Genomic DNA, 22,364 nt, shown 5'->3' on the forward strand with positions numbered 1-22,364 from the left:
CTGGATATTCATCCAGTTTTATTTTATGCTATATTACATAGTGTAATATGTAAATGAGGAAATTATGATTGGTCATTTAACAGGGCGCATTGTCGAAAAACAGCCACCTGAAATTTTGTTAGATGTACAGGGAATAGGCTACGAATTGTTATTGCCGATGACCAGTTTTTATAATTTGCCGGAAATAGGACAACAAGTCGCATTATTTACTCATCTTGTTGTACGTGAAGATGCTCATTTGCTGTTCGGATTTTCGCAAAAAACTGACCGCACTTTATTTCGTGAGTTAATTAAGACCAATGGGGTGGGACCTAAACTTGCATTAGCGATTTTATCTGCAATGTCAGTGAATGAGTTTGCTTATGCGATTGAGCGTGAAGAGTTATCGAAATTGGTTAAAATTCCAGGTGTTGGCAAAAAAACAGCAGAGCGTTTGTTGGTTGAATTAAAAGGGAAGTTTAAAGATATTCAACAAAGTCACTTCTTTGTTGAAAGTAAGCATCTCCCAAGGCTTGAGAATGAGAACCATCAAGGTGAAGAACCAAGTAATGAAGCTGTTTCTGCATTAATTGCTTTAGGTTATAAAGCTTCAGAAGCAGAAAAAATGGTGAAGAAAGTGAATAAGCCAGAGCTATCTAGTGAACAGCTCATCCGTGAAGCGTTAAAAGCTTCATTATAATATTAATTTGATATAACTATGATTGAAGCAGACCGCATTATTAGTACAACCGCGAAATTAGACGAAGAATATATCGATCGAGCTATTCGTCCAAAATTATTAAACGACTATGTTGGACAACCACAGGTATGTGAGCAGATGGATATTTTTATTCAAGCTGCAAAATTGCGTCAAGACGCGCTTGATCATTTATTGATTTTTGGTCCGCCAGGATTAGGAAAAACGACTCTTGCTAATATTGTTGCTAATGAAATGGGCGTTAATATTAGAACAACCTCTGGACCAGTATTAGAGAAGGCAGGAGATTTGGCGGCAATGTTAACGAATTTAGAGCCGCATGATGTATTATTTATAGATGAAATTCATCGTTTGTCTCCAGCAATAGAAGAAGTACTTTATCCTGCAATGGAGGATTATCAATTAGATATTATGATTGGTGAAGGACCTGCTGCACGTTCAATCAAGTTAGATCTTCCGCCATTTACATTAATTGGGGCAACAACAAGGGCTGGCTCATTAACTTCGCCATTGCGAGATCGTTTTGGCATAGTACAACGCTTAGAATTTTATTCAGTAGAAGATTTAACTTCAATTGTTGCACGTAGTGCGCATTGTTTGAACTTAGATATCGCAGCTAATGCCTCTTATGAAATTGCTCGTCGTTCTCGTGGTACGCCGCGTATTGCTAATCGTTTATTAAGACGAGTACGTGATTTTGCTGATGTACGTAACGGTGGCACAATTTCAGAAGATGTTGCTAAAGCTGCGTTATTAATGTTGGATGTGGATGATGCAGGTTTTGACTATCTAGATCGTAAACTATTGCATGCCGTGATTGAGCGATTTGATGGTGGACCAGTTGGATTAGATAATCTTGCTGCAGCTATTGGTGAAGAACGGGATACTATCGAAGATGTATTAGAGCCTTATCTAATTCAGCAGGGCTTTTTACAACGGACACCAAGAGGACGTATGGCGACATCTCGAACTTATCTACATTTTGGATTAGAAAAGATAGTTGGCTAGGGAAGATTTGTGGAAAAAAAGCTTATTAATCAAAAATTAATAAGCTTTTTTATTTTAGTTCTCTTGCTGTTTTAAATGATTTAATTTTGCTAAAGCAAAGTCACAACTTTTAATTTGAGTAGCTAATTCCATTTCAAGAATTTGTTGTTTACTTTGATTTAATTTACTTTTGATTTTACCTACTTGTGTATGTGTACCTGGTTGCTTTTCTGCTTCAGCAATAAGATTTTCAGTTTCCTTGAAAAGTTTTTCACATTGTTGTGGTACTGCGGCATTGGTATTTGTTTTAATTTCTTCTGTTTTTGCCGTCGCATAAGAAGGGGATGCAATCAACGCGGTAGCCGCAAAAAGTGCGGTCAAAATTAAGCGAAAATTTCGTTTCATTGTAATTCCTTTGAATTCCTTTGTTCTAAGACAATTAAAGTATTTGACAAAGTAGCAAAATCTATAATAGATGTCTAGCCTTTTGTTGTTTTTTTATCCAAACTGTGATTTTTCCCTCACTAATCGTTGCTAAAATGTTAATAAAATTTATAATTTGACCTGTATCAATCAATAGAGTTCTGCTTATTCTGTGTTGTTTTTGATTTAAGTATAAAAATGTGATCAATGTGACATTTTTTTGTATTTTTTATCCTTATATTTAGTAGTAGAATAGATACCGAAGTTGGGTTACCTATATAATGATGCACTATCGTCTGTAAAAATTATGTCATATTTTTGTTTTATAGTAATGATTGTGAAGGTAATTCAAGAGGTCTACTTAGGGAATTTCTTTAAGTATTGGGGTGATTACTCTGTAATCATATTGTGAGGTCTTGTAGCATTTACAAGGAGCTGAGATGTTGGACGTTGTTGAACTCTCTCGATTGCAGTTTGCATTAACTGCGTTATATCACTTTTTGTTTGTGCCATTAACACTTGGATTATCTTTTATCCTTGTGATTATGGAAACGCTCTATGTAGCCACAGGCAAAGAAGTTTATAAAGATATGACTAAATTTTGGGGTAAGTTATTTGGTATTAACTTTGCTCTCGGTGTAACAACTGGTATTACAATGGAATTCCAGTTCGGTACTAACTGGTCATATTATTCTCATTATGTGGGCGATATTTTTGGTGCGCCTCTTGCTATTGAAGCATTATTAGCATTCTTCCTAGAATCAACATTTGTTGGTTTATTCTTCTTTGGATGGGATAGATTATCAAAAGCTAAGCACTTATTAGCAACATATTGTGTTGCTTTTGGTTCGAACTTATCAGCAATGTGGATTTTAGTTGCAAATGGTTGGATGCAATATCCGGTCGCTTCAGAATTTAATTTTGAAACAATGCGAATGGAAATGACCAGCTTTATGGATTTATGGTTAAATCCAGTTGCGCAAAGTAAATTCTTACATACATTATCGGCTGGCTATGTAAGTGGTGCAATGTTCATTTTAGGCATTAGCGCATATTACATTTTGAAAGGTCGTGATTTAGGCTTTGCTAAACGTTCATTCTCAGTTGCTGCGACATTTGGTTTTATTTCAGTGATTTCTGTATTAATTATGGGGGATGAATCTGGTTATGAAATTGGTCAAACTCAACCAGTAAAATTAGCTGCAATGGAAGGTGAGTGGCATACACAACCTGCACCAGCTGCTTGGAATATGATTGTGATGCCAAATCAAGCAGAAAAACGTAATGATTTTGCTATCCAAATTCCTTATGCTGCAGGAATTATTGTAACACGTTCTTTAGACAAGCAATTTGCAGGTCTTGCAGATTTAGAAGCATTGAATGTAGAGCGCGTACGTAATGGTATGCAAGCTTATAACTTGTTACAACAATTACAAGCACAGAAAAAAGCAGGTCAAGTAAGTGAAGAAACAAAAGCACAATTTAGCACAATCTCAAAAGATCTTGGTTTTGGTTTATTATTAAAACGTTATACTGACAAAATTGTTGATGCAACCGAAGAACAAATTAAGCAAGCAGCAGCAGATACAATTCCAAATGTTGGTCCAACATTCTGGTCTTTCCGTGTGATGATGGCAGCAGGTGGATTACTATTGCTTCTTCTTGTCGGCGCATTTGTTCAAAATGTACGTAAAACAGTAGGAACAAAACCTTGGTTCTTAAAAGCACTTTTATGGAGTATACCATTACCATGGATTGCAATTGAGAGCGGTTGGTTCTTAGCAGAATATGGTCGTCAACCTTGGGCGATTTATGAAGTGTTACCAGTTGGTGTAGCAGCCTCTGATCTAACTACAGGTGATCTATGGTTATCTATCGGTTTAATCTGTGCACTTTATACCTTATTCCTTGTTGCAGAAATGTATTTAATGTTTAAATACGGTAGATTAGGTCCAAGTTCATTAAAAACTGGTCGCTACTATTTTGAACAGTCATCTAAATAAGCAGGAGCCTGATTATGATTGATTATGAAATTCTACGTTTTGTTTGGTGGATCTTGATCGGTGTATTGCTTATCGGTTTTGCAGTAACTGACGGTTTTGACATGGGAGTGCTCAACTTGTTGCCTTTTGCGGGTAAAAAAGAAGTTGAAAAACGCATTATGATTAACTCAATTGCGCCGCACTGGGATGGTAACCAAGTTTGGTTATTAACTGCGGGTGGTGCAATGTTTGCCGCATGGCCAATTGTTTATGCAACGTCATTTTCTGGTTTCTATATCGCTATGATTTTGGTGCTAGCAGCGTTATTCTTCCGCCCAGTGGGTTTAGAGTATCGCGCTAAAATTGATAATCCAACATGGCGTACCTTGTGGGACTGGGGACTATTTATTGGTGGTTTTGTTCCTTCATTAGTATTTGGTGTTGCATTCGGTAACTTATTACAAGGTGTGCCATTTGAGTTTAATGAATTATTACAAGTGAAATATACGGGGTCATTCTTCGCATTGTTAAATCCATTTGCATTACTATGCGGCTTAGTCAGCTTGGCTATGCTAACAACGCAAGGTAGTGCATGGTTACAAATGAAAACAACCAGTGAATTACGTGAACGTGCTCGTATGATTACACAAGTAGGTGCATTTGCAACTTTAATCACTTTTGTACTTGCTGGTGTATGGTTATATTTCAAAGATGGTTTTGTGGTGACTTCTGTGATTGATCATCATGCACAATCAACACCATTTGGCAAAACCGTTGTGATTGAAACTGGTGCTTGGTTCAATAACTATAAAGAGATGCCTCTTTTATGGATTTTCCCATTACTTGCTGTTGGCGGAGCATTATTGAATATCTTAGCGTCTAAAGCGAATCGTTCTGGTTTTGCATTCTTGTTCTCATCATTAACAATGGCTGGTATTATTTTAACTGCAGGAATTGCAATGTTCCCATTCGTAATGCCATCAATCACTCATCCAGAGTTAAGTTTGTTAATGTGGGATTCAACATCAAGTAAATTGACATTGACATTAATGTTAGGCTTTGCTCTTGTGTTTGTTGTTATCTTACTTGCATACACAATTTGGGCATATTGGAAAATGTTTGGTCGACTTGATAGTGAATTTATCGAGCAAAACAAAAACTCATTATACTAAGGAGAAATATCATGTTTTATGTCATTTGGGTATTGGGTATTTTGTTAGCAGTAATGTTAGCTGCAATGATTACTATCAGTATTGAAAAAACAGGCAAATTTGATGAGTAATCTCAATGATTAGTTCACTATATCAAATCTTTAATAAGGGTTCGTTAAGAACCCTTTCATTTATACTTGCCATTTCGATTACGCTATGCTTTTTCTTGAATATTCACGATTTCTCAACTAATTTACGTAGTGCTCCAATTACTTTAGTATTATTGAGTATATGGGGAACAGGGATTGTTTGGATTCATGGCATTGGCTTTGAAATTCGTTCAACTATTTGGCAGCTAGTTTTTTCGCCATTATTAGGCTATATTGCAACGATTCTTGCATTTTGTGTTACTTGGTTAATGTAATTGAATTACTTGTCCCTAAAACAAAATATCCTATGATAATGGCTTTGGGGACTTGCTTATTATTCATACAAGCTCTAAAATACGCCACCGATTTGTGATGACCAGATTTTTATAACCGAAAGGAATAGCAATTATGCTAGAAAACGTATTTAATTTTCCTATTCGCGTCTATTATGAAGATACTGATGCAGGTGGTGTTGTGTATCATGCTCGTTATTTACATTTCTTTGAGCGAGCAAGAACAGAGTATTTACGTAATTTAAATTTTTCTCAGCAGACTTTATTAAATGAACGACAGCTTGCTTTTGTTGTCAAAACAATGAATATTGATTATTGTTTTCCTGCAAAATTAGATGATTTGTTAATAGTAGAAACAGTAATGACGGGAGTAAAAGGAGCTTCTATCTTCTTTACTCAAAAATTAAAGAAAAATGAACTGATTTTATGCGAGGCTACTGTAAAAGTAGCCTGTGTTGATCTTGGAAAAATGAAACCAGTGGCTATTCCAGTAGCAGTGAAAACAGCCTTGGTGAGTTAGCTATAAAACCTTCTTGGAGTATGTGATGACTGCAGATTTGAACTTTTTAGAATTATTTCTAAAAGCGAGCATCGTTGTTCAACTTGTTATTGTAATTTTAATTATTTTTTCCATCATGTCGTGGGCGATTATTATTCAACGTAGTCGCATTTTAACGAAAGCTCTGAAAGATTCTGCTGCGTTTGAAGATCGTTTTTGGTCAGGTGAAGATCTGAATCGCTTGTTTGATGGTTTAGAGAATCGCCGCGATGGACTTAGTGGTAGTGAACAAATTTTTTATGTTGGTTTCAAAGAGTTTTCACGTTTAAAACAAGCTAATCCGAATGCGCCAGAAGCTATTATTCAAGGTAGCTCACGTGCCATGAATCTTGCAATGAATCGTGAAGTAGAAGAACTGGAAACACGCGTTCCATTCTTAGCTACAGTTGCATCAATTAGTCCATATATTGGTTTATTTGGTACAGTATGGGGAATTATGCATGCATTTATGGCATTAAGTGGTGCTAAACAAGCTACTTTACAGATGGTTGCCCCAGGTATTGCTGAAGCATTGATTGCAACTGCCATTGGTTTATTTGCAGCAATTCCAGCGGTAATGGCTTATAACCGTTTGAGTTTACGTGTGAGTAAATTAGAACAGAATTATGGCAATTTTATTGATGAGTTTACAACTATTCTGCACCGCCAAGCTTTTGGTAAGAATGGTACACATTAATTAAATTATCAACTTTTAGACCGCACTTTGATATTTACTGTAAAGTGCGGTCAATTTTCAAAAAGTTTTAGGGGTATCGATGTCTTATCGCCGTAAACGCAGAGATGTTAAATCTGAAATTAATATTGTTCCTTTTTTAGATGTACTATTGGTACTTTTGCTTATTTTTATGGCAACTGCACCGATTATTAGTCAAAGTGTACAAGTAGAGCTACCTGATTCTGTTCAAAGCCAAGAGGTTGCTAATGAAGATAAAGTGCCTGTGATTTTGGAAGTGTCTGGTGTGGGACAATATACCTTGTCGATTGGTACTGAACGTCTTGAAAGCTTGACTGAGGAAATGGTGACCCAGTTATCAAAGCAAGAGTTTGAAAAAGACAGTAATACGTTATTTCTTGTAGGAGGTGCGAAAGATGTACCTTACGAAGAAGTCATTAAAGCGTTGAATTTACTTCATCTTGCGGGCATTAAGTCTGTTGGATTGATGACAAACCCAATTTAATATAGGTAATATTGTGCAAATGAAGCGGCAAAATACAGATATTAGTGCAGTTATGATCTCGATCATTTTGCATGTTATCTTGTTTGGTTTGTTAGTGTTAGGCTCGCTCTATCACAAAATAGAAATTATGGGAGGCGGTGAAGGTGATGGTGAGATCATTGATGTTGTGATGGTCGATACAGGATCTGCTACACAAGAATGGGGAAGGATTCAACAACAAAAGAAAGGGCAAATAGATCAACAGAAACAGCAAGATGACTTGATTGATGATCAAAAAGAAAAATTACATCAGCAAGAGATTGAGAAACAAAAAGAAATTGAACGCCAGAAAGAGCTTGAAAAACAGAAACAGCTAGAAAAACAACTAGAATTAGAAAAACAAAAGGAAGCAGAGCGATTAAAACAGTTAGCAGAACAAAAAAAAGCAGAGGAAAAAGCTAAGCAGGAAGCATTAGAAAAACAACGTGAATTAGAAGCCAAAGCTAAAGAAGCTGCTGAGGCTGCAAAACTAAAAGCAGAAGCGGAAGCTAAGCGCTTAGCTGCATTAGCGAAACAAGCAGAAGAAATAGAAAAAGCTAAAGCTGAAGCAGAGGCTAAAGCAAGAGAAGAAAAAGCGAAAGCAGAGAGAGCCAAAGCTGAAGCAGAGGCTAAAGCGAAAGTAGAAAAGGCTAAGGCGGAAGCAGAAGCTAAAGCAAAAGCAGAAAAAGCTAAGGCGAAAGCTGAAGCACAGCGCAAAGCTGAACAGGCTGCTTTAGATGATTTTTTAAATGGTGGTGATATTGGTGGTGGTTCGGCAAGTGTTGGAAGTAATACAAATCGCCAAGGTTCACAAGGTAGTGGAGCTGCAAAAGGCGCTGGTGATGGTGGTAAAACTGGTGATCAGTATGCAGGTGTCATCAAGAAGGAAATTCAACGTCGTTTCTTAAAAGAGCCAAGTTTTGCGAATAAAGTTTGTGTTGTTGAGGTGGAATTTTTACGTGATGGTACCATTGCGAGTTATCAACGTGTTTCAGGACCAGATGATATTTGTAATGCCGCACTAAGTGCGGTTGCTAGAACCAAGAAAGTACCACCCGCACCGACAGATGAAATTTATAATAAGTATAAAAAAGTACCAGTTGATTTTAAATTAAGATAAGTTGGGTATTTTAGTCTAATTAGTGATTAATACAGGTGATTTTATGAAATTAATAATGCGTTTTTTCTTATTTTTCCTTTCGTTAGGCATAATAAGTAATGTAGCACAAGCTGAAGTACGTATTGTGATTGATGAAGGGGTGGATAGCGCTAGACCAATTGCAGTAGTGCCATTTAAATGGAATGGTCCTGGTTCTGCTCCAGCAGATATTGCGGATATTATTGCGGCTGATTTACGTAATAGTGGTAAATTTAATCCAATTGCTATCAATAGAATGCCGCAGCAGCCAACTTCTGTATCAGAGGTTAATCCTGAAGCCTGGGCATCATTAGGTATTGATGCTGTTGTTGTTGGGCATATAACGCCAGCAAATGGCAGTTTTAATATTGCTTATCAACTGGTCGATACAATTGGTGCAACAGGAACAGTTGGTACAGTATTAAGCCAAAATCAATATACAGTAACTACCAAATGGTTACGTTATGGTGCACATACAGTAAGTGATGAAGTATTTGAGAAACTCACTGGTATCAAAGGTGCCTTTAGAACGCGTATTGCTTATATTGTCCAAAAACATGGAGGCTTTCAACCTTATGAAGTGCGAGTATCTGATTATGATGGTTTCAATCAATTTGTTGTCAATCGCAGTTCACAACCTTTAATGTCACCAGCATGGTCACATGATGGTAAAAAATTGGCTTATGTATCTTTTGAAAATCGTAAATCACAATTAGTTGTACAGGATTTAGGCTCAGGTGCGCGTAAAGTTGTGGTTTCTTTTAAAGGTCATAATGGAGCGCCTGCATTCTCACCAGATGGTTCAAGATTAGCTTTTGCATCATCGCAAGATGGGGTCTTAAATATTTATGTAATGAATTTAGGTAGTGGACAGGTTTCACAGTTGACTAGAGGTTCTGGGAATAATACTGAACCATCTTGGTCACCTGATGGACAAACAATTCTGTTTACATCTGATAGAAGTGGTTCACCGCAAGTTTATCAAATGAGTGCTACTGGTGGTGGCATATCATTAGTAAGTTCAGGTGGTCGCAGTTATAGTGGGCAAATTACTGCTGATGGTAGTGCTATGGTTATGATTAGTGGTGATAATATTGTGAAAAAGGATTTAGCTTCTGGTTCGACTGAAGTACTAAGTTCCACTTTCTTAGATGAAAGTCCAAGTATTTCACCAAATGGGATCATGATCATTTACAGTTCTACCCAAGGGCTAGGAAAAGTGCTACAATTGGTATCCGCTGACGGTCGTTTCAAAGCACGGTTACCAGGAAATGATGGACAAGTTAAATTCCCTGCTTGGTCACCATATTTAACTAAATAAAAAACTCTAAGGAGAAAACAATGAAAAAATTAACTAAAGTATTATTAGTTGCTGGTTCTGTTGCTGTATTAGCTGCTTGTGGTTCATCTAAAAAAGATGAAAGCGTTGGTCAAATGTTCGGCGGCTATTCAGTACAAGATTTACAACAACGTTACAACACAGTTTACTTCGGTTTTGATAAATACAATATCGAAGGTGAGTACGTTCAAATCTTAGATGCGCATGCAGCATTCTTAAATGCAATGCCTACAACTAAAGTAGTTGTTGAGGGTAACACTGATGAGCGTGGTACACCAGAGTATAACATTGCATTAGGTCAACGTCGTGCAGATGCAGTACAAAGCTATTTATCAGCTAAAGGTGTTCAAGCTGGTCAAGTTTCAACAGTATCTTACGGTGAAGAAAAACCAGCAGTGTTAGGTCACGATGAAGCAGCATACTCTAAAAACCGTCGTGCAGTGTTAGCATACTAATCTGCTATTCTAGTTTATAAAATAGGGGCTGGTTTAAGCCCCTATTTTTATTATTAACTAAAAGAGGCCTTTTTATGAAGATAGTTATCAATTTTTAAAGCTTTACCTAAAAAAACACTTATCCATATACCAATATAGAGAAAACGATGAGTCAATTTGCATAGATAGTTAGTTGAGTTGTTTCATCATCTATACAATTAAGTTAAAATCTTATTTTTTGTTGGTTATTCGCACAAACGAATAAAAAAATAAAAATTTTTATTGATTCTTAAAATAAAATCAGTATTATAAGCCTCCGTTACGCAGTAATATGTAAGTGGGTCGTTAGCTCAGTCGGTAGAGCAGCGGACTTTTAATCCGTTGGTCGAAGGTTCGAATCCTTCACGACCCACCATTTAAAATTTAGTAACAAATCCCTCGCAGTAAGATGCAAATGGGTCGTTAGCTCAGTCGGTAGAGCAGCGGACTTTTAATCCGTTGGTCGAAGGTTCGAATCCTTCACGACCCACCACTTGAAATTTAATCATAAATCCTTCGCAGTAAAATGCAAATGGGTCGTTAGCTCAGTCGGTAGAGCAGCGGACTTTTAATCCGTTGGTCGAAGGTTCGAATCCTTCACGACCCACCACTTAAATTCACAGATAATTCACTCGCTTTTATATTTTTTATTTAAATTATTATTTGTTTATTACAGCATTTCTCTTTTTTTACTATCCAAATTTATTTTTGCGATCTACATTCCAATATTGTTTCTTGCTTTTTGGTAACAAGTAGGAACAAGTGTAAAGTGCATTACAAAAAGAGGAAGTATGAAAAACGGATTTACTTTATTGGAAATGTTAATAGTTTTGCTTTTACTAAGTTGTGTTTTCGTTATTACTCTGCCTAGTTGGCAAAATTTACGTGAACAGCAACATTTTAATCAGGAATTGAGTAAATTACAGCTCTTTTTACGCCGAGTACAGATGCGAGTAGCTAATTCACAAGAGATATGGCTCTTGATCGCTAACCGTGATTTAGTTCAAAAACGTTGGTGTTTAACTGCGCAAAGAAAAGTAGATAATGTTTGTGACTGTTTAAATCCGAATTCTTGTTCTCAAGATACAACGGTATTGTTTTATTATCCTCAATTTTCCCATCAAACTATGTTAATTAGTAAATTTTATTATCCGAGAGAAATAAGCCGTTTGAGTGGTATTCGAGATACATTGGAAACTGCTTGTTTTATTTTGCAGTTAGGCAATCAAAGAGCCGTTTTTTCTTTGTTTAATGTAGGTAGCATTAAATTAAAAAGGCATAAATCATTCAGTGCTTGTGAAAATAAAGAGGTTTAGTGAGATGTTATATCGTGGTCAAACATTGCTGAGTTTGCTTTTATCTTTATCACTTTCCTCATTTTTATTATTCGTGTTTGTGACTTTTTATGTACACAGTCAACGCCAAAATCAATATCTCTTTCTACATTTACAACTTCAATCTGAGTTACAACGTGTGATTAGGTTAATTGCTAAGGATATCAGGCGAGCGGGGTTTCGTGCTTTTTCTGCTAAAACACAACAAACAAATTTTTCATTATTTGAACAAGCGCATAGCAGTTTGCAGTTATTTTCGATAAATGAGCAAAATGAACAAGATTGCGTGTTGTTTTTCTATGATTTGGATACAAATGGTTGTTTAGGAGAGAAATTTAAAGGTAAAAGCTGTGTAGTAGGTGAGCATAATAATACTACACATGTTGAACGAGAATTATTTGGGTATCGCTTAAATCAGGGCATGATTGAAACTCGTCTTACGTATAAAAGTGCGGTTAATTCTCATTGTAAATTAGAAGAATGTCAGACTTTTTTACAAAAAAGTGCTTGTACTAGTGGTGGTTGGGTCGATTTATTAGATAAGAAAGAATATGTTATTCGTCATTTACGTTTTCATTGGGTAGCTAATAAACGAGGTATAGAAATGTATTTAGCTGGATATATGCAATCTCAACCAACAATTTTTTATGAAACATCTGCTGTCATTCCTTTATTAAATACTCGTTCATTATGAAAACGCAAGCCGGTATTGTGACATTAACAGTATTGCTATTGTTAAGTGGTATATTAATCGTTTTTTTACTGTCTAATGAAGATGTATTGCATCTATATTCAGAACAAGTGTATCAATATAAGCACTATCTTACACAAAGCTTAAGGTTACAGGTACAAAGTTATCGCCAAAAACATGAATTATGTGAAAACTTACCATTAACTTTAGATAACAATGCGCATAAATTAGATTTTACTGATACTTATCCACAAGATGAATATGCACAATATGTTTGGTGTTCTCGTATATCTTTATTCAAAGCTGTACCTCATTCAGCGCTAAATGAACAGCAATTTGATCGCTTTATTCAACGTGAAAATATACCGATTTTCCGTGCTGATTTTTCGGTTAATGAATTGAGAACGCCTCAATTTTATTGGTTTACCGCGCAACAAAATGAGTGGGTATTAGCAGGGAACAAGAATGCGGTTGTTATTGCTGAAGGTGATTTACATATCAAAGGTAAGGGAAAAATTACAGGTACGGTGATTACTGCGGGAAAGTTGATATTAGATCAAAGCGTGCAAGTTAGTTATCGAAAAGCAACTGTAGAATATTGGCAGACTCAATTGAGTCGTTGGCGCTTAGTAGAGAATAGTTGGCATGATTTTAAATCATTATAAAGGCATGAGCCTTTTATCATTATTATTGACTTTAGGCGTTTTTAGTGGACTTTTCCTCTCAGTTAATCAATGGTTAGCCATACAACGCCAGAATGCGATTAGGATTTATCATACAGTTCAGGTTATGCAAATTGCTGAAAATCAAAAGCAGCGCCAATTTTTAGGGTTAGATTGTGAGAAACAAACCAAGCAAAATAACATCCGGTTTCAAATTGAATGTACATCAGAAAAAGCAACAGTCAAATCCTCTTTTGTTCAAATAACTTTGTAAAAGTCTTGCGATGCAAACTAAACTGGGGAAAAATAACATAAATTGATAATTTATGGGATAAAGTTTCCGTGTTTAATATTTATTACTCCAATGATCTTGATGTACAAAAAAATATTCTATTGAGTTTAATGGAAGAGAGATTAGAGGATCCTTTTCAGTCGGAGATTATTTTAGTTCAAAGCCCTGGTATGGCACAGTGGTTACAGTGGAAAATTGCAGAGCAAAAAGGGATTGCAAGTAATATTAAGTTTCCAATGCCGGCTAGCTTTATTTGGCAACAATATGCGGATAATTTGCCTCATGTAGAGGGTCAAACACCATTTAACAAAACTGCAATGACATGGCGTTTAATGCGTCTGATTCCAACTTATTTAGTTCAATCTGAATTTGAGTCATTACGTCATTATTTATCTTCTTCTGTACAAACTGAACAACAAAAATTGTATCAATTAGCGCATAAGATTGCCGATTTATTTGACCAATATTTAGTTTATCGTCCTGAATGGATCTTAAATTGGGAAAATGGGAATGATAAGGCAGTGATTAAGCAATTTAAGTCACTTTCTGTTTCTAAAGATGACAAATTTTTCCAACAGCTTAAACAGGATATTACTTGGCAGGCTATTTTATGGCGAGCTTTAATTGCCGATATTCAAGCTCAGGATGAAATTAATTTACCTCTCCATCGTGCCAATTTGCAAAGTCAATTTTTACAATTTTTACAGCAACATCAACCTGTAAATGTACCTGCACGTATTTTTGTTTTTGGTATTTCTGCTTTACCTAAAGGCTATTTAGATACTTTATATGCAATGAGCCAGCACTGTGAAGTACATTTATTCTTTACTCATGGCTGCCGAGAATATTGGGGCGATTTAGTTGATGCCCGTTTTATGCAAAATTTAACTCAATTACGACGTATATCTTATTATTCTCAGCAGGCTAAGCCTGTGTTAACTCAACATGCAAAACCTGTATTTGAGCTTAGCTATGAAAATGAACAATTATTGGAAGGACATCCATTACTTTCAAGTTGGGGAAAATTAGGGCGTGATTTTTTATATTTATTAACTGAATTAGAGCAGAATGATAATGTACGCAGTATTGAAGCATATACTGAATTAGCTGCACCTACTTTATTATCGCAGGTCCAAGCACGTATTCTTAATTTAGATGGTCATACTGGACTAAATTTCTCACCAAATGACCGCACTTTAACCTTTCATTCTTGTCACAGTGCAATGCGTGAAGTCGAAGTATTACAAGATTATCTACTTCATTTATTTCAGCAAGATTTGGAGTTAACACCTAAAGATATTGTTGTAATGGTCGCAGATATTGATAAATATCTTCCTTATATTCAGGCAGTATTTGGTCAACAGCATAAAGAGAGTCATGCCACAATTCCATTTTCGATTTCTGATAATAAATTGTCAGAGAATGACGTATTAATCGCGACTTTTATTCATTTATTAACCATTAAGGAGAGCCAATTCAGTGCTGAAGAGGTACTAGCTTTACTCGATGTACCAGCCATTCGTGCCAAATTCCGTATTGAACTTGCTGATTTAGCCAGACTTCGTCACTGGGTTGCAAACTCAGGTATTCGTTTTGGTTTAGCAAAGTGCGGTGAAAAGCATCAGAAAAATTATAATGCATGGCAAGCTGGCTTAGAGCGAATGTTATTAGGCTATGCTATGCGCGAGGAAAATGGTATTTGGCAAGATAGTCTGGGGTTTGATAGTAGCTATGGTTTACAAGGCGGGCTAGCTGGACGTTTAGCAGCGTTTATAACTGCTTTATCGCAATGGAATAATTGCATCCAAACGATGCAATCTATTGTGCAATGGCAGCAAAGTTTGACTAGACTTTTAGCTGATTTTTTTGAAGCGAATGAAAATAGTATACCGACTTTGCTTTATATTCAGCAGATGATTGAGCAAATTGTTGAGGAAGTACAAAAAACAGATTTTGAACAAACGCTAAATATTGATGTTATTGCAGAAGTACTCAGTGCAGCGTTAGAAGACGATCCTAATACTCTGCGCTTTTTAGCTGGTAAAGTGAACTTTTGTACTTTGTTACCTATGCGCTCAATTCCTTTCAAAGTAGTCTGTTTGTTAGGAATGAATGATGGTGAATATCCTCGTCAGCAAACGCCAAATAGCTTTGATTTAATGCAATATGATCGCCGTAAAGGTGATCGTTTTCGCCGTGACGATGATTGTTATTTATTTCTTGAGGCATTGTTATCTGCTCAAGATTATTTTTATGTGAGTTTTGTTGGTCGTTCAATTATTGATAACCAAGAAAAACAACCTTCCGTTTTAGTGAATCAATTGCTCGATTATTTAGTGGATAAATTACCTCAAAATAATGAGATAGATTGGAAGTCGGTTTTAATCCGACAACACCCAATGACGGTTTTTAGTCCTGATAACTTTAAAGCGCCTTATCATTCTTTTGCAAAGCAGTGGTTGCCTTTAGCCATGTCGCAGAAAAATGAATCTTATGAGAATTTTATACAACCCATTTCTCAAGAGACAATGGATGAGGGATTCGAAATCAACTTATCTGATTTGATTACTTTTGTACAAAATCCAGTGGAATTTTTCTTCAAGCGCCATTTAGGTGTGTATTTTGTTAGACAAGAAGAAGGCATTGCAGAGAGTGAAAATTTTACTTTAGATAATTTAACTAAATACCATATTAATGAGGAGTTACTTGATTATTCCAATGAACAAATAAAGGCTTTTTTTATCCAGTTGAAAGTTAAAGGTATTTTACCACGTGGTGAATTTGCACAAATTTATGAACGCCAACTACAAGAAGATATTCAGTCTTTAAAGACCACAGTAGCGACTTATTTATCGCAAGAACAACAGATCTTAGAGTTAGATATTGTTTTGCCAACTAAGCAAGGTGATGTTCGTTTAGTGGGCAATATTGATAGGTTATATGATAATCGTCGTGTGACTTGGCGTGTAGGTCATATCAAAGATAAGCATTTAATTGAGGCATGGATTTACTATCTTGTGCAGTCTGTAGTGGCAGAAGATAAAACAGTTATTCCCCCTATTTGTTATAGTAAAGATGAGCAGAAATCATTTAAGCCTTTAACAGCAAATGCTTCTCTGAATGTAAAAGCGCTTGCATTGAATCAATTACAGATTTATGTAGAGAGTTATATCCAAAGTCATCAACAGCTACAACTTGTGCCAACAGTTAATCTTAAAAGTTATTTAAAGCTGATTAGTGATGGAAGTGCGGTCGATTTTGAGAAAGTTTTAACTATGTTGTGTAAAATTGGTGCAGGTGATGATTATGTTCAAGGGGATGTCTACTGGCAGCGAGTGCTGACACAGCAACAATTTAGTGATTCTTTTTTAAAAGAAATTAACCAACGCACTCAAGATTGGTTTCAGCTTATGTTTGAACATGTCGTGTAGTCGCCATCATATTTGCCACAATGACCAGAATATTGTGGCAAATTTTTTATGCGTCTATGATCTATCTACAGATATAACGCCATCAAAATGGCATTTTCACGTTTACCATCGGGTGTTGGATAATAATTTTTACGAAGATCTACTTCATTAAAACCAAATTGATCATATAGAGCTTTGGCAGTTAGATTTGATTCTCGAACTTCTAACCACAGTGTTGAAATCTGTTTTGCTTTTAATTGATTGGTAAGCTCATTCAGTAGTTTTTTGCCAAAACCTTGTCCTTGAAACAGTGGATCAACCGCAATGTTAAACAACGTTGCCTCGTCTAATATTGTTTGGCAAATCACGAACGCGACAATTTGTGTATGGCTGGTCAACTTTAAGTTAAGATAACACTCACCTTGGTTATTTTTTAGCGTACCAAGTGACCAAGGTATTACATGTGCGGCTTGTTCAATGGCAAAAAGGCGATCAAAATCAGATTCAATGATAGGGGAAATTTGCATTAGACTCTCACTTGGATTTGTTGCCATAGATGGCGCTTAGCTTGATGACTTTGTTTAAATTTAAGCCAAGTTGGTGACTGCCAAATAGCGCTAGCAGAGTGGCAGTAGGGTAAAGTGCGGTCAATTTTTTCAGCATTATCACTCAATAGCCAGTAAGTGACATTATGCGTTGCTTTTAGATGTTGTGCTTGTTCAAAGCTAATGAATAAACAGTTGTTTTCATTAAGTTCTAAACTGCGTAGTACATCTTTTAATAGCATATTATCTTGTTTCAAATTGGCTTCTGTAATGACAATTAAACGAATATTTTCACCCACGTTAATATTTACAACGCCCTTTAAGCGCTCGGGATGTTGTAGTTGCCATTGGGTTATCCCCATTTCTTGTAACAGAAGCTCTCGTCTGGTCATGCTATTTCTTCATTGCTATTAGTTTTTCCTTTATAATGCGTTCAATTTTAACTAATAACCCATAGGATTAACAGCGTGATTTCTCTTGAGAGCCAAGTTCTACAACGTCACCTTACATTTTTTGATAATAAATCAGTATTTTTTGCTGGTGGTATTAATGATAATTTTCCACAACAAATCAATGCTAAATCAGTGAAAATATGGAGTTGGTATTTTGACTATGCCAAAATACAAGATGCGGTGGATTTTTGCCTAGAATCAGACACACAAGCTGATTTAGTGATTTTCTACTGGACTAAAAATAAACAAGAAGTGCAGTTTCAATTGATGCAATTGTTGGCAAATGCACCTATTGGACAAGAAATGCTCGTTATTGGTGAAAATCGTTGTGGCATTCGTTCGGTAGAGAAAATGCTTGAACCTTATGGTGAAATTGCCAAAATTGATTCTGCTCGCCGCTGCGGGTTATATCATTTTTGTTTAAAGAAGCCAGTGGATTTTCTTTTTGACAAGTATTGGAAAACGTATCAGCACACGAAGTTAAAAGGATTGACTATTTATAGCTTACCTGGTGTTTTTAGCGCAAATGAACTTGATGTAGGGACAGATTTATTACTATCTACTCTTGAACAATCAATTCGTGGTAATGTATTGGATATGGGGTGTGGGGCTGGTGTCATTGGTGCTTATATCAAGCAGCATAACCCTAAAGTACAAATCACGATGACAGATATACATGCAATGGCTCTTGCCTCAGCTAAGCGTACTTTAGCGGAAAATCAGCTTGAAGGCGATGTGATTGCAAGTGATGTATTTTCTCATATTACAGGTAAATTTGATTTGATTATTTCAAATCCACCTTTCCATGAGGGAATCGACACTACTTATCGTGCAGTAAATGAATTGATTAGCCAAGCAAAATGGCATTTGAAGCAAGGCGGTGAGCTACGTATTGTAGCAAATGTATTTCTTCCTTACCCTGATTTATTAGATCAACATTTTGGTTCTCATCAAGTGTTAGCGAAAACAAATAAGTTTAAGGTATATTCTGTTATGCTGTAGCGAGCTAAAAGTCCAATAACAGATTATTGGAGTCATACATTATTTTAAATTTATTATAGCCGATAATTTTTTGGCATTTTGCATAAATGCTAAGTTATAAAGGAAAAGAGTGTGAAAGCTGATCACATAACAATAATGCAATGTGATTTTCTCAGATCTTTTTTATATGGTTGGCTTCTTTGTGATAATAATTTTGACTCTGTATCATCTATAAAAGAGGGGCAAAGGTGAACTACGTAGCTACAGTGATACTCTCACTATGCTAGCTTGCAAGAATGAAAAGTGCGGTAGAATTGTTGCTTTTTTTACCGCACTTTTTTATTTTACTATTCTTGCTTTAACAAAAAGACACCATGTTCTGCTAAATGAACATAAGCTTCTGTTAATTCAGGATTAAATTGTTCTGGGTTCGTATTAATTAGCAAGTCTTGCCCTCCCCAATTAGCAACGATTTCCCAATGATTGCCCATATAGACTGCACTTTTAATGGTACAACGCTGTGCTTCTTCGCCTGTTTGTTTAAGCGTGATAGCTTCTGGACGGACACCAACAAGACAAGGACCATCAGGTAAGCCAAATTGTGGTGCTGTCGCTAGAGTGAATTGATAACCATGAACAGTGATTTGATCTTGTTGCACTGAACCATTGAAAATACTTGATTCTCCCATAAAATTAGCTAAGAACAGCGAATTTGGACGCAAATATAATTCTTTTGCTGGGGCTTTTTGCATAATTTTGCCTTTATGCATGACGATAACTTCATCAGATACAGCAAATGCTTCAGTTTGATCATGAGTCACATAAAGCGAAGTGATACCTAAACGTTGCTGCAATTCACGGATTTTTTCACGCATTGAACGACGTAGATTCGCATCAAGATTACTTAATGGTTCATCAAAAAGAAGCACTTTCGGTTTGAGAACTAATGCACGAGCAAGTGCAACACGTTGCTGTTGACCACCGGATATTTGATCAACATAGCGATCTTCAAAGCCAGCGAGATCAACGAGCTCGAGTGCTTCTTTAACACGCTGTGTACGCTCTTCTTTGTTTACACCTTGCATTTTTAAACCATAGCCGACGTTATCACCAATTGACATGTGTGGGAATAAGGCGTAAGACTGGAAAACAATACAAATATCACGATTTTGAATTGATGATTTAGTGACATCTTCACCATCAATAAAAATTTGTCCTGATGTTGGGCTTTCTAATCCTGCGACTAATCGTAGCACTGTTGTTTTACCGCAACCAGATGGCCCTAATAAGGTGACCATCGTGCCGCGTTTAATGTTTAAATTTAAGTCATCAATAACGACTGCTTTACCGAAAGCTTTAGTGATGTTTTTTAATACTAAGAAATCATTATTACTCATAGTTTACTACCTATACATTAATTCATTTTTTTCGCTTTGGAACGTGAAATACGAGTATCGCCCACGATCCAGTCAAAGAATAAGATAATTGCCATCATGACAACGATAAGGATTGAACCGTAAGCAATCGCAATGCCGTATTCGCCATCTTCTACTCGGTTCAAAATATAAGATGTAGCAACGCGTGTGTCAGCTGTGACTAAGAATATAATGGCGCTGACTGTTGTCATGGAACGGACAAAGCTCGTGACTAAAGCGGATAATAACGCAGGTTTTAGTAATGGAAATACGATATACCAAATGGTCTTAAAAGAGCTTCCTTTTAATGAGAGCGACGCTTCATCCAGTGACTTATCTAATTGTCCTAAACCCGCAATGGCAGCACGCATACCAACAGGCATATTACGCATGACCATTGAAAGTACAATAATCATGGCTGTACCTGTGAGGTAAATTGGCGCGCTATTAAAGGCAATAATATAGGAAACCCCTGCCACTGTGCCTGGAACAGCAAAACAAAGCAGAGTTAAGAACTCAAGAGTCTTTTTACCCTTAAACTCACGACGTACTGTAATATAAGCAATCAATAAACCAAATAGTGCAGTGACAGGTGCTGCACTCGCCGCAAAAATAACGGTTTGGATTAATGATGGCCAAGCACCATCGCTGAATCCTTGTCCAAAGAGAATTTGGTAATTTTTCAAGGTTAATGTGTAATCTACCCCCCAGTTTACGGTGAAGCTACCGTAGAAAATACTGCCATAAAGTACGACGTTAAATAAAGTCCAGAAACCAAGGAAGAATACAATTAAGGCTTTTAAACCATTCGGTAGTTCTTGCACATCACCACGATAGGATTTGCCTGAAACTGTGACATAAGAACGTTTACCTATCCAAAGATATTGAATCACAAAGATAGCAAGCGAGAACATTAATAGGATCGTACCTAATGTACTTGCTGAAGCGTAATCTAATTGTGAGCCTGCGATATAAAAATAAATCTGTGTCGCAATGACATCAAAGCTACCGCCAAGAACAAATGGTGTACTGAAATCAGCTAGAGATTGGATGACAACCACTAAGAAAGAGTTGGCTAATGCGGGCTTCAATAATGGGAAAATGATATGGAAGAACGCTTGATAACGATTTGAGCGCAATGTATAAGCCGCTTCTTCGATTGAAGGATGAATAGATTTCAATGCGCCCTCAAGAATCATGAAGGACATTGGTGTCAACGCCAAAGTATGAGCGATCACAATCCCAGTAAACCCATAAAGCCAGTTACTGCTAAAACCTAAATATTCAACTAAGAAAGCAGTGACATAACCAGAGCGACCAAGCATCAATGTCACCCCAAGACCTACTACGAATGGTGGTGTGACGATAGGTAAAATTGAGAATATTTTACCAATGAATGCCGTACGTTTAGCGATACGTGTTGTATAAAGTGCAAAAGCTAGACCAAAAATTGTAGAAAGCACACCAACAACTGAGGATACCGCTAAAGAGTTTCCGACGACTCGTAACACATAAGGTTGTTGTATGATATCAACCACTTGCTGCGGCGCAAACTGTCCATTATCAAAAAACATGGAAAGCAAGATAGCAAAAGTCGGATAGACGATAAAAAAGAAAATCGTCATGACAATAGCGATAAGTGACGCAATTACAAATTTGTCACCTTGCATGACTTTTAATCGCGCAAGCGCATTTGTTGCTAATGCTAATAATGCGATCATCAAAATGATAACTGAATAGCCAAGGCTAAATTTTGCTATTGTCGCAGAAACAAAGACAAAGAGGAAAAGTGCACTGATAAGCCCTAACTCAAGTTTAGCACGTTGAGTATCAGAACGCGGTAATAAAAAGCTGAGTAATGGAAATACTAGCATCGGTAAAAACCAAGCCCAGCTTAGGTTTAAATTATACCAACCCATCGCTTCTAATAATTCATCAGATGTAGAATCCCATAGACCATAATCTAATGCTTTTGATGGCAATAAGGTAAAGCCAAGTAATGCTAAAAGCATCCAAAGCATAGGGGAGTTAAAAGAAAATATTTTTTTCTGCTCCATAAAAAACCTCTAATTAAGCAGTAAGACATCATTCAATAGGTGATTTCGCCCTATTGAATGACGAAATTATTAAGTCATTTTTTATTAACTAATATTATAGTTATACTCTTTGGGGAAAGCAGTTATATGCTATTAAAA

General features: G+C 36.4%; 23 protein-coding genes and 3 tRNA genes. 21 read left to right on the forward strand and 5 right to left on the reverse strand.

Features of this window, described 5'->3' with window-relative positions; all coding sequences use genetic code 11:
• The first annotated feature begins 64 nt into the window (after positions 1-64).
• Both ruvA and ruvB read left to right on the forward strand, forming a co-directional pair.
• The gene (ruvA, locus tag C0975_RS09165; RefSeq protein WP_101776079.1) at positions 65-679 is read left to right on the forward strand and encodes a Holliday junction branch migration protein RuvA; all 615 of its coding nucleotides are present in this window, start codon (positions 65-67) and stop codon (positions 677-679) included.
• A gap of 18 nt (positions 680-697) precedes the next feature.
• Positions 698-1,705 (forward strand): Holliday junction branch migration DNA helicase RuvB, encoded by a 1,008-nt coding sequence (gene ruvB, locus C0975_RS09170; protein WP_101776080.1) that lies wholly within the window; start codon positions 698-700, stop codon positions 1,703-1,705.
• A gap of 54 nt (positions 1,706-1,759) precedes the next feature.
• Here the strand turns inward: ruvB and C0975_RS09175 are convergent, their stop codons facing one another.
• The gene (locus tag C0975_RS09175) at positions 1,760-2,089 is read right to left on the reverse strand and encodes a DUF5339 domain-containing protein (protein WP_101776081.1); all 330 of its coding nucleotides are present in this window, start codon (positions 2,087-2,089) and stop codon (positions 1,760-1,762) included.
• Positions 2,090-2,547: 458 nt separating this feature from the next.
• Between C0975_RS09175 and C0975_RS09180 the strand changes: the two genes are divergently transcribed.
• From C0975_RS09180 to recC, 18 genes are all read left to right on the forward strand, one after another.
• A complete protein-coding gene (locus C0975_RS09180) occupies positions 2,548-4,110 on the forward strand; it encodes a cytochrome ubiquinol oxidase subunit I (RefSeq protein ID WP_101776082.1) in 1,563 nt (520 codons plus the stop codon).
• Between the two features lie 14 nt (positions 4,111-4,124).
• On the forward strand, positions 4,125-5,261 hold the full coding sequence (cydB, locus tag C0975_RS09185) for a cytochrome d ubiquinol oxidase subunit II (RefSeq protein WP_101776083.1): 1,137 nt from the start codon (positions 4,125-4,127) through the stop codon (positions 5,259-5,261).
• Between the two features lie 11 nt (positions 5,262-5,272).
• Positions 5,273-5,371 (forward strand): cytochrome bd oxidase small subunit, CydX/CbdX family, encoded by a 99-nt coding sequence (locus C0975_RS09190; RefSeq protein WP_101776084.1) that lies wholly within the window; start codon positions 5,273-5,275, stop codon positions 5,369-5,371.
• Positions 5,372-5,376: 5 nt separating this feature from the next.
• Entirely contained in the window at positions 5,377-5,664 is a 288-nt protein-coding gene (ybgE, locus tag C0975_RS09195; protein WP_101776085.1) for a cyd operon protein YbgE, read from the forward strand.
• Between the two features lie 133 nt (positions 5,665-5,797).
• The gene (gene ybgC / locus C0975_RS09200; protein ID WP_101776086.1) at positions 5,798-6,202 is read left to right on the forward strand and encodes a tol-pal system-associated acyl-CoA thioesterase; all 405 of its coding nucleotides are present in this window, start codon (positions 5,798-5,800) and stop codon (positions 6,200-6,202) included.
• A gap of 25 nt (positions 6,203-6,227) precedes the next feature.
• A complete protein-coding gene (gene tolQ, locus C0975_RS09205; RefSeq protein ID WP_101776087.1) occupies positions 6,228-6,917 on the forward strand; it encodes a protein TolQ in 690 nt (229 codons plus the stop codon).
• Between the two features lie 79 nt (positions 6,918-6,996).
• Entirely contained in the window at positions 6,997-7,419 is a 423-nt protein-coding gene (gene tolR / locus C0975_RS09210; protein ID WP_101776088.1) for a colicin uptake protein TolR, read from the forward strand.
• Between the two features lie 13 nt (positions 7,420-7,432).
• Positions 7,433-8,557 (forward strand): cell envelope integrity protein TolA, encoded by a 1,125-nt coding sequence (gene tolA, locus C0975_RS09215; protein WP_101776089.1) that lies wholly within the window; start codon positions 7,433-7,435, stop codon positions 8,555-8,557.
• Between the two features lie 43 nt (positions 8,558-8,600).
• Positions 8,601-9,896, forward strand: coding sequence for a Tol-Pal system beta propeller repeat protein TolB (gene tolB / locus C0975_RS09220; protein ID WP_101776090.1), 1,296 nt, complete (start codon positions 8,601-8,603; stop codon positions 9,894-9,896).
• Positions 9,897-9,916: 20 nt separating this feature from the next.
• Positions 9,917-10,369 (forward strand): peptidoglycan-associated lipoprotein Pal, encoded by a 453-nt coding sequence (gene pal, locus C0975_RS09225; protein ID WP_101776092.1) that lies wholly within the window; start codon positions 9,917-9,919, stop codon positions 10,367-10,369.
• 318 nt (positions 10,370-10,687) lie between these two features.
• Positions 10,688-10,763, forward strand: a tRNA-Lys gene (locus C0975_RS09230).
• A gap of 41 nt (positions 10,764-10,804) precedes the next feature.
• Positions 10,805-10,880 (forward strand) — tRNA-Lys (locus tag C0975_RS09235).
• 41 nt (positions 10,881-10,921) lie between these two features.
• Positions 10,922-10,997, forward strand: a tRNA-Lys gene (locus C0975_RS09240).
• 181 nt (positions 10,998-11,178) lie between these two features.
• The gene (locus tag C0975_RS09245; RefSeq protein WP_101776093.1) at positions 11,179-11,703 is read left to right on the forward strand and encodes a prepilin-type N-terminal cleavage/methylation domain-containing protein; all 525 of its coding nucleotides are present in this window, start codon (positions 11,179-11,181) and stop codon (positions 11,701-11,703) included.
• A 4-nt stretch (positions 11,704-11,707) separates the two neighbouring features.
• A complete protein-coding gene (locus C0975_RS09250) occupies positions 11,708-12,415 on the forward strand; it encodes a PulJ/GspJ family protein (protein ID WP_101776094.1) in 708 nt (235 codons plus the stop codon).
• Positions 12,412-13,077: a DUF2572 family protein gene (locus tag C0975_RS09255; protein ID WP_101776095.1), complete on the forward strand. Its 666-nt coding sequence runs from the start codon at positions 12,412-12,414 to the stop codon at positions 13,075-13,077. The genes C0975_RS09250 and C0975_RS09255 overlap by 4 nt, the downstream gene beginning before the upstream one ends.
• Complete coding sequence (locus tag C0975_RS09260) at positions 13,058-13,348, forward strand: DUF5374 domain-containing protein (protein ID WP_101776097.1); 291 nt, start codon at positions 13,058-13,060, stop codon at positions 13,346-13,348. The genes C0975_RS09255 and C0975_RS09260 overlap by 20 nt, the downstream gene beginning before the upstream one ends.
• 68 nt (positions 13,349-13,416) lie before the next feature.
• Entirely contained in the window at positions 13,417-16,797 is a 3,381-nt protein-coding gene (recC, locus tag C0975_RS09265; protein ID WP_101776100.1) for an exodeoxyribonuclease V subunit gamma, read from the forward strand.
• A gap of 65 nt (positions 16,798-16,862) precedes the next feature.
• Here recC and rimI read toward each other — a convergent pair whose 3' ends face one another.
• Positions 16,863-17,330: a ribosomal protein S18-alanine N-acetyltransferase gene (rimI, locus tag C0975_RS09270; protein ID WP_101776101.1), complete on the reverse strand. Its 468-nt coding sequence runs from the start codon at positions 17,328-17,330 to the stop codon at positions 16,863-16,865.
• A complete protein-coding gene (locus C0975_RS09275; protein WP_101776103.1) occupies positions 17,303-17,713 on the reverse strand; it encodes a DNA polymerase III subunit psi in 411 nt (136 codons plus the stop codon). The genes rimI and C0975_RS09275 overlap by 28 nt, the downstream gene beginning before the upstream one ends.
• A 75-nt stretch (positions 17,714-17,788) precedes the next feature.
• Between C0975_RS09275 and rsmC the strand changes: the two genes are divergently transcribed.
• Entirely contained in the window at positions 17,789-18,775 is a 987-nt protein-coding gene (gene rsmC / locus C0975_RS09280; protein ID WP_101776104.1) for a 16S rRNA (guanine(1207)-N(2))-methyltransferase RsmC, read from the forward strand.
• Between the two features lie 326 nt (positions 18,776-19,101).
• Here rsmC and fbpC read toward each other — a convergent pair whose 3' ends face one another.
• Together fbpC and C0975_RS09290 are read right to left on the reverse strand one after the other, a co-directional pair.
• On the reverse strand, positions 19,102-20,151 hold the full coding sequence (fbpC, locus tag C0975_RS09285) for a ferric ABC transporter ATP-binding protein (RefSeq protein WP_101776105.1): 1,050 nt from the start codon (positions 20,149-20,151) through the stop codon (positions 19,102-19,104).
• A gap of 17 nt (positions 20,152-20,168) precedes the next feature.
• Positions 20,169-22,226 (reverse strand): ABC transporter permease, encoded by a 2,058-nt coding sequence (locus C0975_RS09290; protein WP_101776106.1) that lies wholly within the window; start codon positions 22,224-22,226, stop codon positions 20,169-20,171.
• Positions 22,227-22,364 lie beyond the last annotated feature (138 nt).

The sequence above is a fragment of the Pasteurella oralis genome (assembly GCF_002850605.1).
Taxonomy (GTDB): Bacteria; Pseudomonadota; Gammaproteobacteria; order Enterobacterales; family Pasteurellaceae; genus Pasteurella; species Pasteurella oralis.

Bases quoted from the DNA above. Each gene is read 5' to 3' on its own strand.
- C0975_RS09250 (WP_101776094.1), top strand. From the start codon at position 11,708: ATGTTATATCGTGGTCAAACATTGCTGAGTTTGCTTTTATCTTTATCA.
- C0975_RS09190 (WP_101776084.1), top strand. From the start codon at position 5,273: ATGTTTTATGTCATTTGGGTATTGGGTATTTTGTTAGCAGTAATGTTA.
- fbpC (WP_101776105.1), bottom strand. From the start codon at position 20,151: ATGAGTAATAATGATTTCTTAGTATTAAAAAACATCACTAAAGCTTTC.
- ybgE (WP_101776085.1), top strand. From the start codon at position 5,377: ATGATTAGTTCACTATATCAAATCTTTAATAAGGGTTCGTTAAGAACC.
- C0975_RS09175 (WP_101776081.1), bottom strand. From the start codon at position 2,089: ATGAAACGAAATTTTCGCTTAATTTTGACCGCACTTTTTGCGGCTACC.
- tolB (WP_101776090.1), top strand. From the start codon at position 8,601: ATGAAATTAATAATGCGTTTTTTCTTATTTTTCCTTTCGTTAGGCATA.
- C0975_RS09245 (WP_101776093.1), top strand. From the start codon at position 11,179: ATGAAAAACGGATTTACTTTATTGGAAATGTTAATAGTTTTGCTTTTA.
- tolR (WP_101776088.1), top strand. From the start codon at position 6,997: ATGTCTTATCGCCGTAAACGCAGAGATGTTAAATCTGAAATTAATATT.
- C0975_RS09255 (WP_101776095.1), top strand. From the start codon at position 12,412: ATGAAAACGCAAGCCGGTATTGTGACATTAACAGTATTGCTATTGTTA.
- pal (WP_101776092.1), top strand. From the start codon at position 9,917: ATGAAAAAATTAACTAAAGTATTATTAGTTGCTGGTTCTGTTGCTGTA.
- C0975_RS09260 (WP_101776097.1), top strand. From the start codon at position 13,058: ATGATTTTAAATCATTATAAAGGCATGAGCCTTTTATCATTATTATTG.
- C0975_RS09290 (WP_101776106.1), bottom strand. From the start codon at position 22,226: ATGGAGCAGAAAAAAATATTTTCTTTTAACTCCCCTATGCTTTGGATG.
- C0975_RS09180 (WP_101776082.1), top strand. From the start codon at position 2,548: ATGTTGGACGTTGTTGAACTCTCTCGATTGCAGTTTGCATTAACTGCG.
- ruvB (WP_101776080.1), top strand. From the start codon at position 698: ATGATTGAAGCAGACCGCATTATTAGTACAACCGCGAAATTAGACGAA.
- rimI (WP_101776101.1), bottom strand. From the start codon at position 17,330: ATGGCAACAAATCCAAGTGAGAGTCTAATGCAAATTTCCCCTATCATT.
- ybgC (WP_101776086.1), top strand. From the start codon at position 5,798: ATGCTAGAAAACGTATTTAATTTTCCTATTCGCGTCTATTATGAAGAT.
- ruvA (WP_101776079.1), top strand. From the start codon at position 65: ATGATTGGTCATTTAACAGGGCGCATTGTCGAAAAACAGCCACCTGAA.
- cydB (WP_101776083.1), top strand. From the start codon at position 4,125: ATGATTGATTATGAAATTCTACGTTTTGTTTGGTGGATCTTGATCGGT.
- tolQ (WP_101776087.1), top strand. From the start codon at position 6,228: ATGACTGCAGATTTGAACTTTTTAGAATTATTTCTAAAAGCGAGCATC.
- C0975_RS09275 (WP_101776103.1), bottom strand. From the start codon at position 17,713: ATGACCAGACGAGAGCTTCTGTTACAAGAAATGGGGATAACCCAATGG.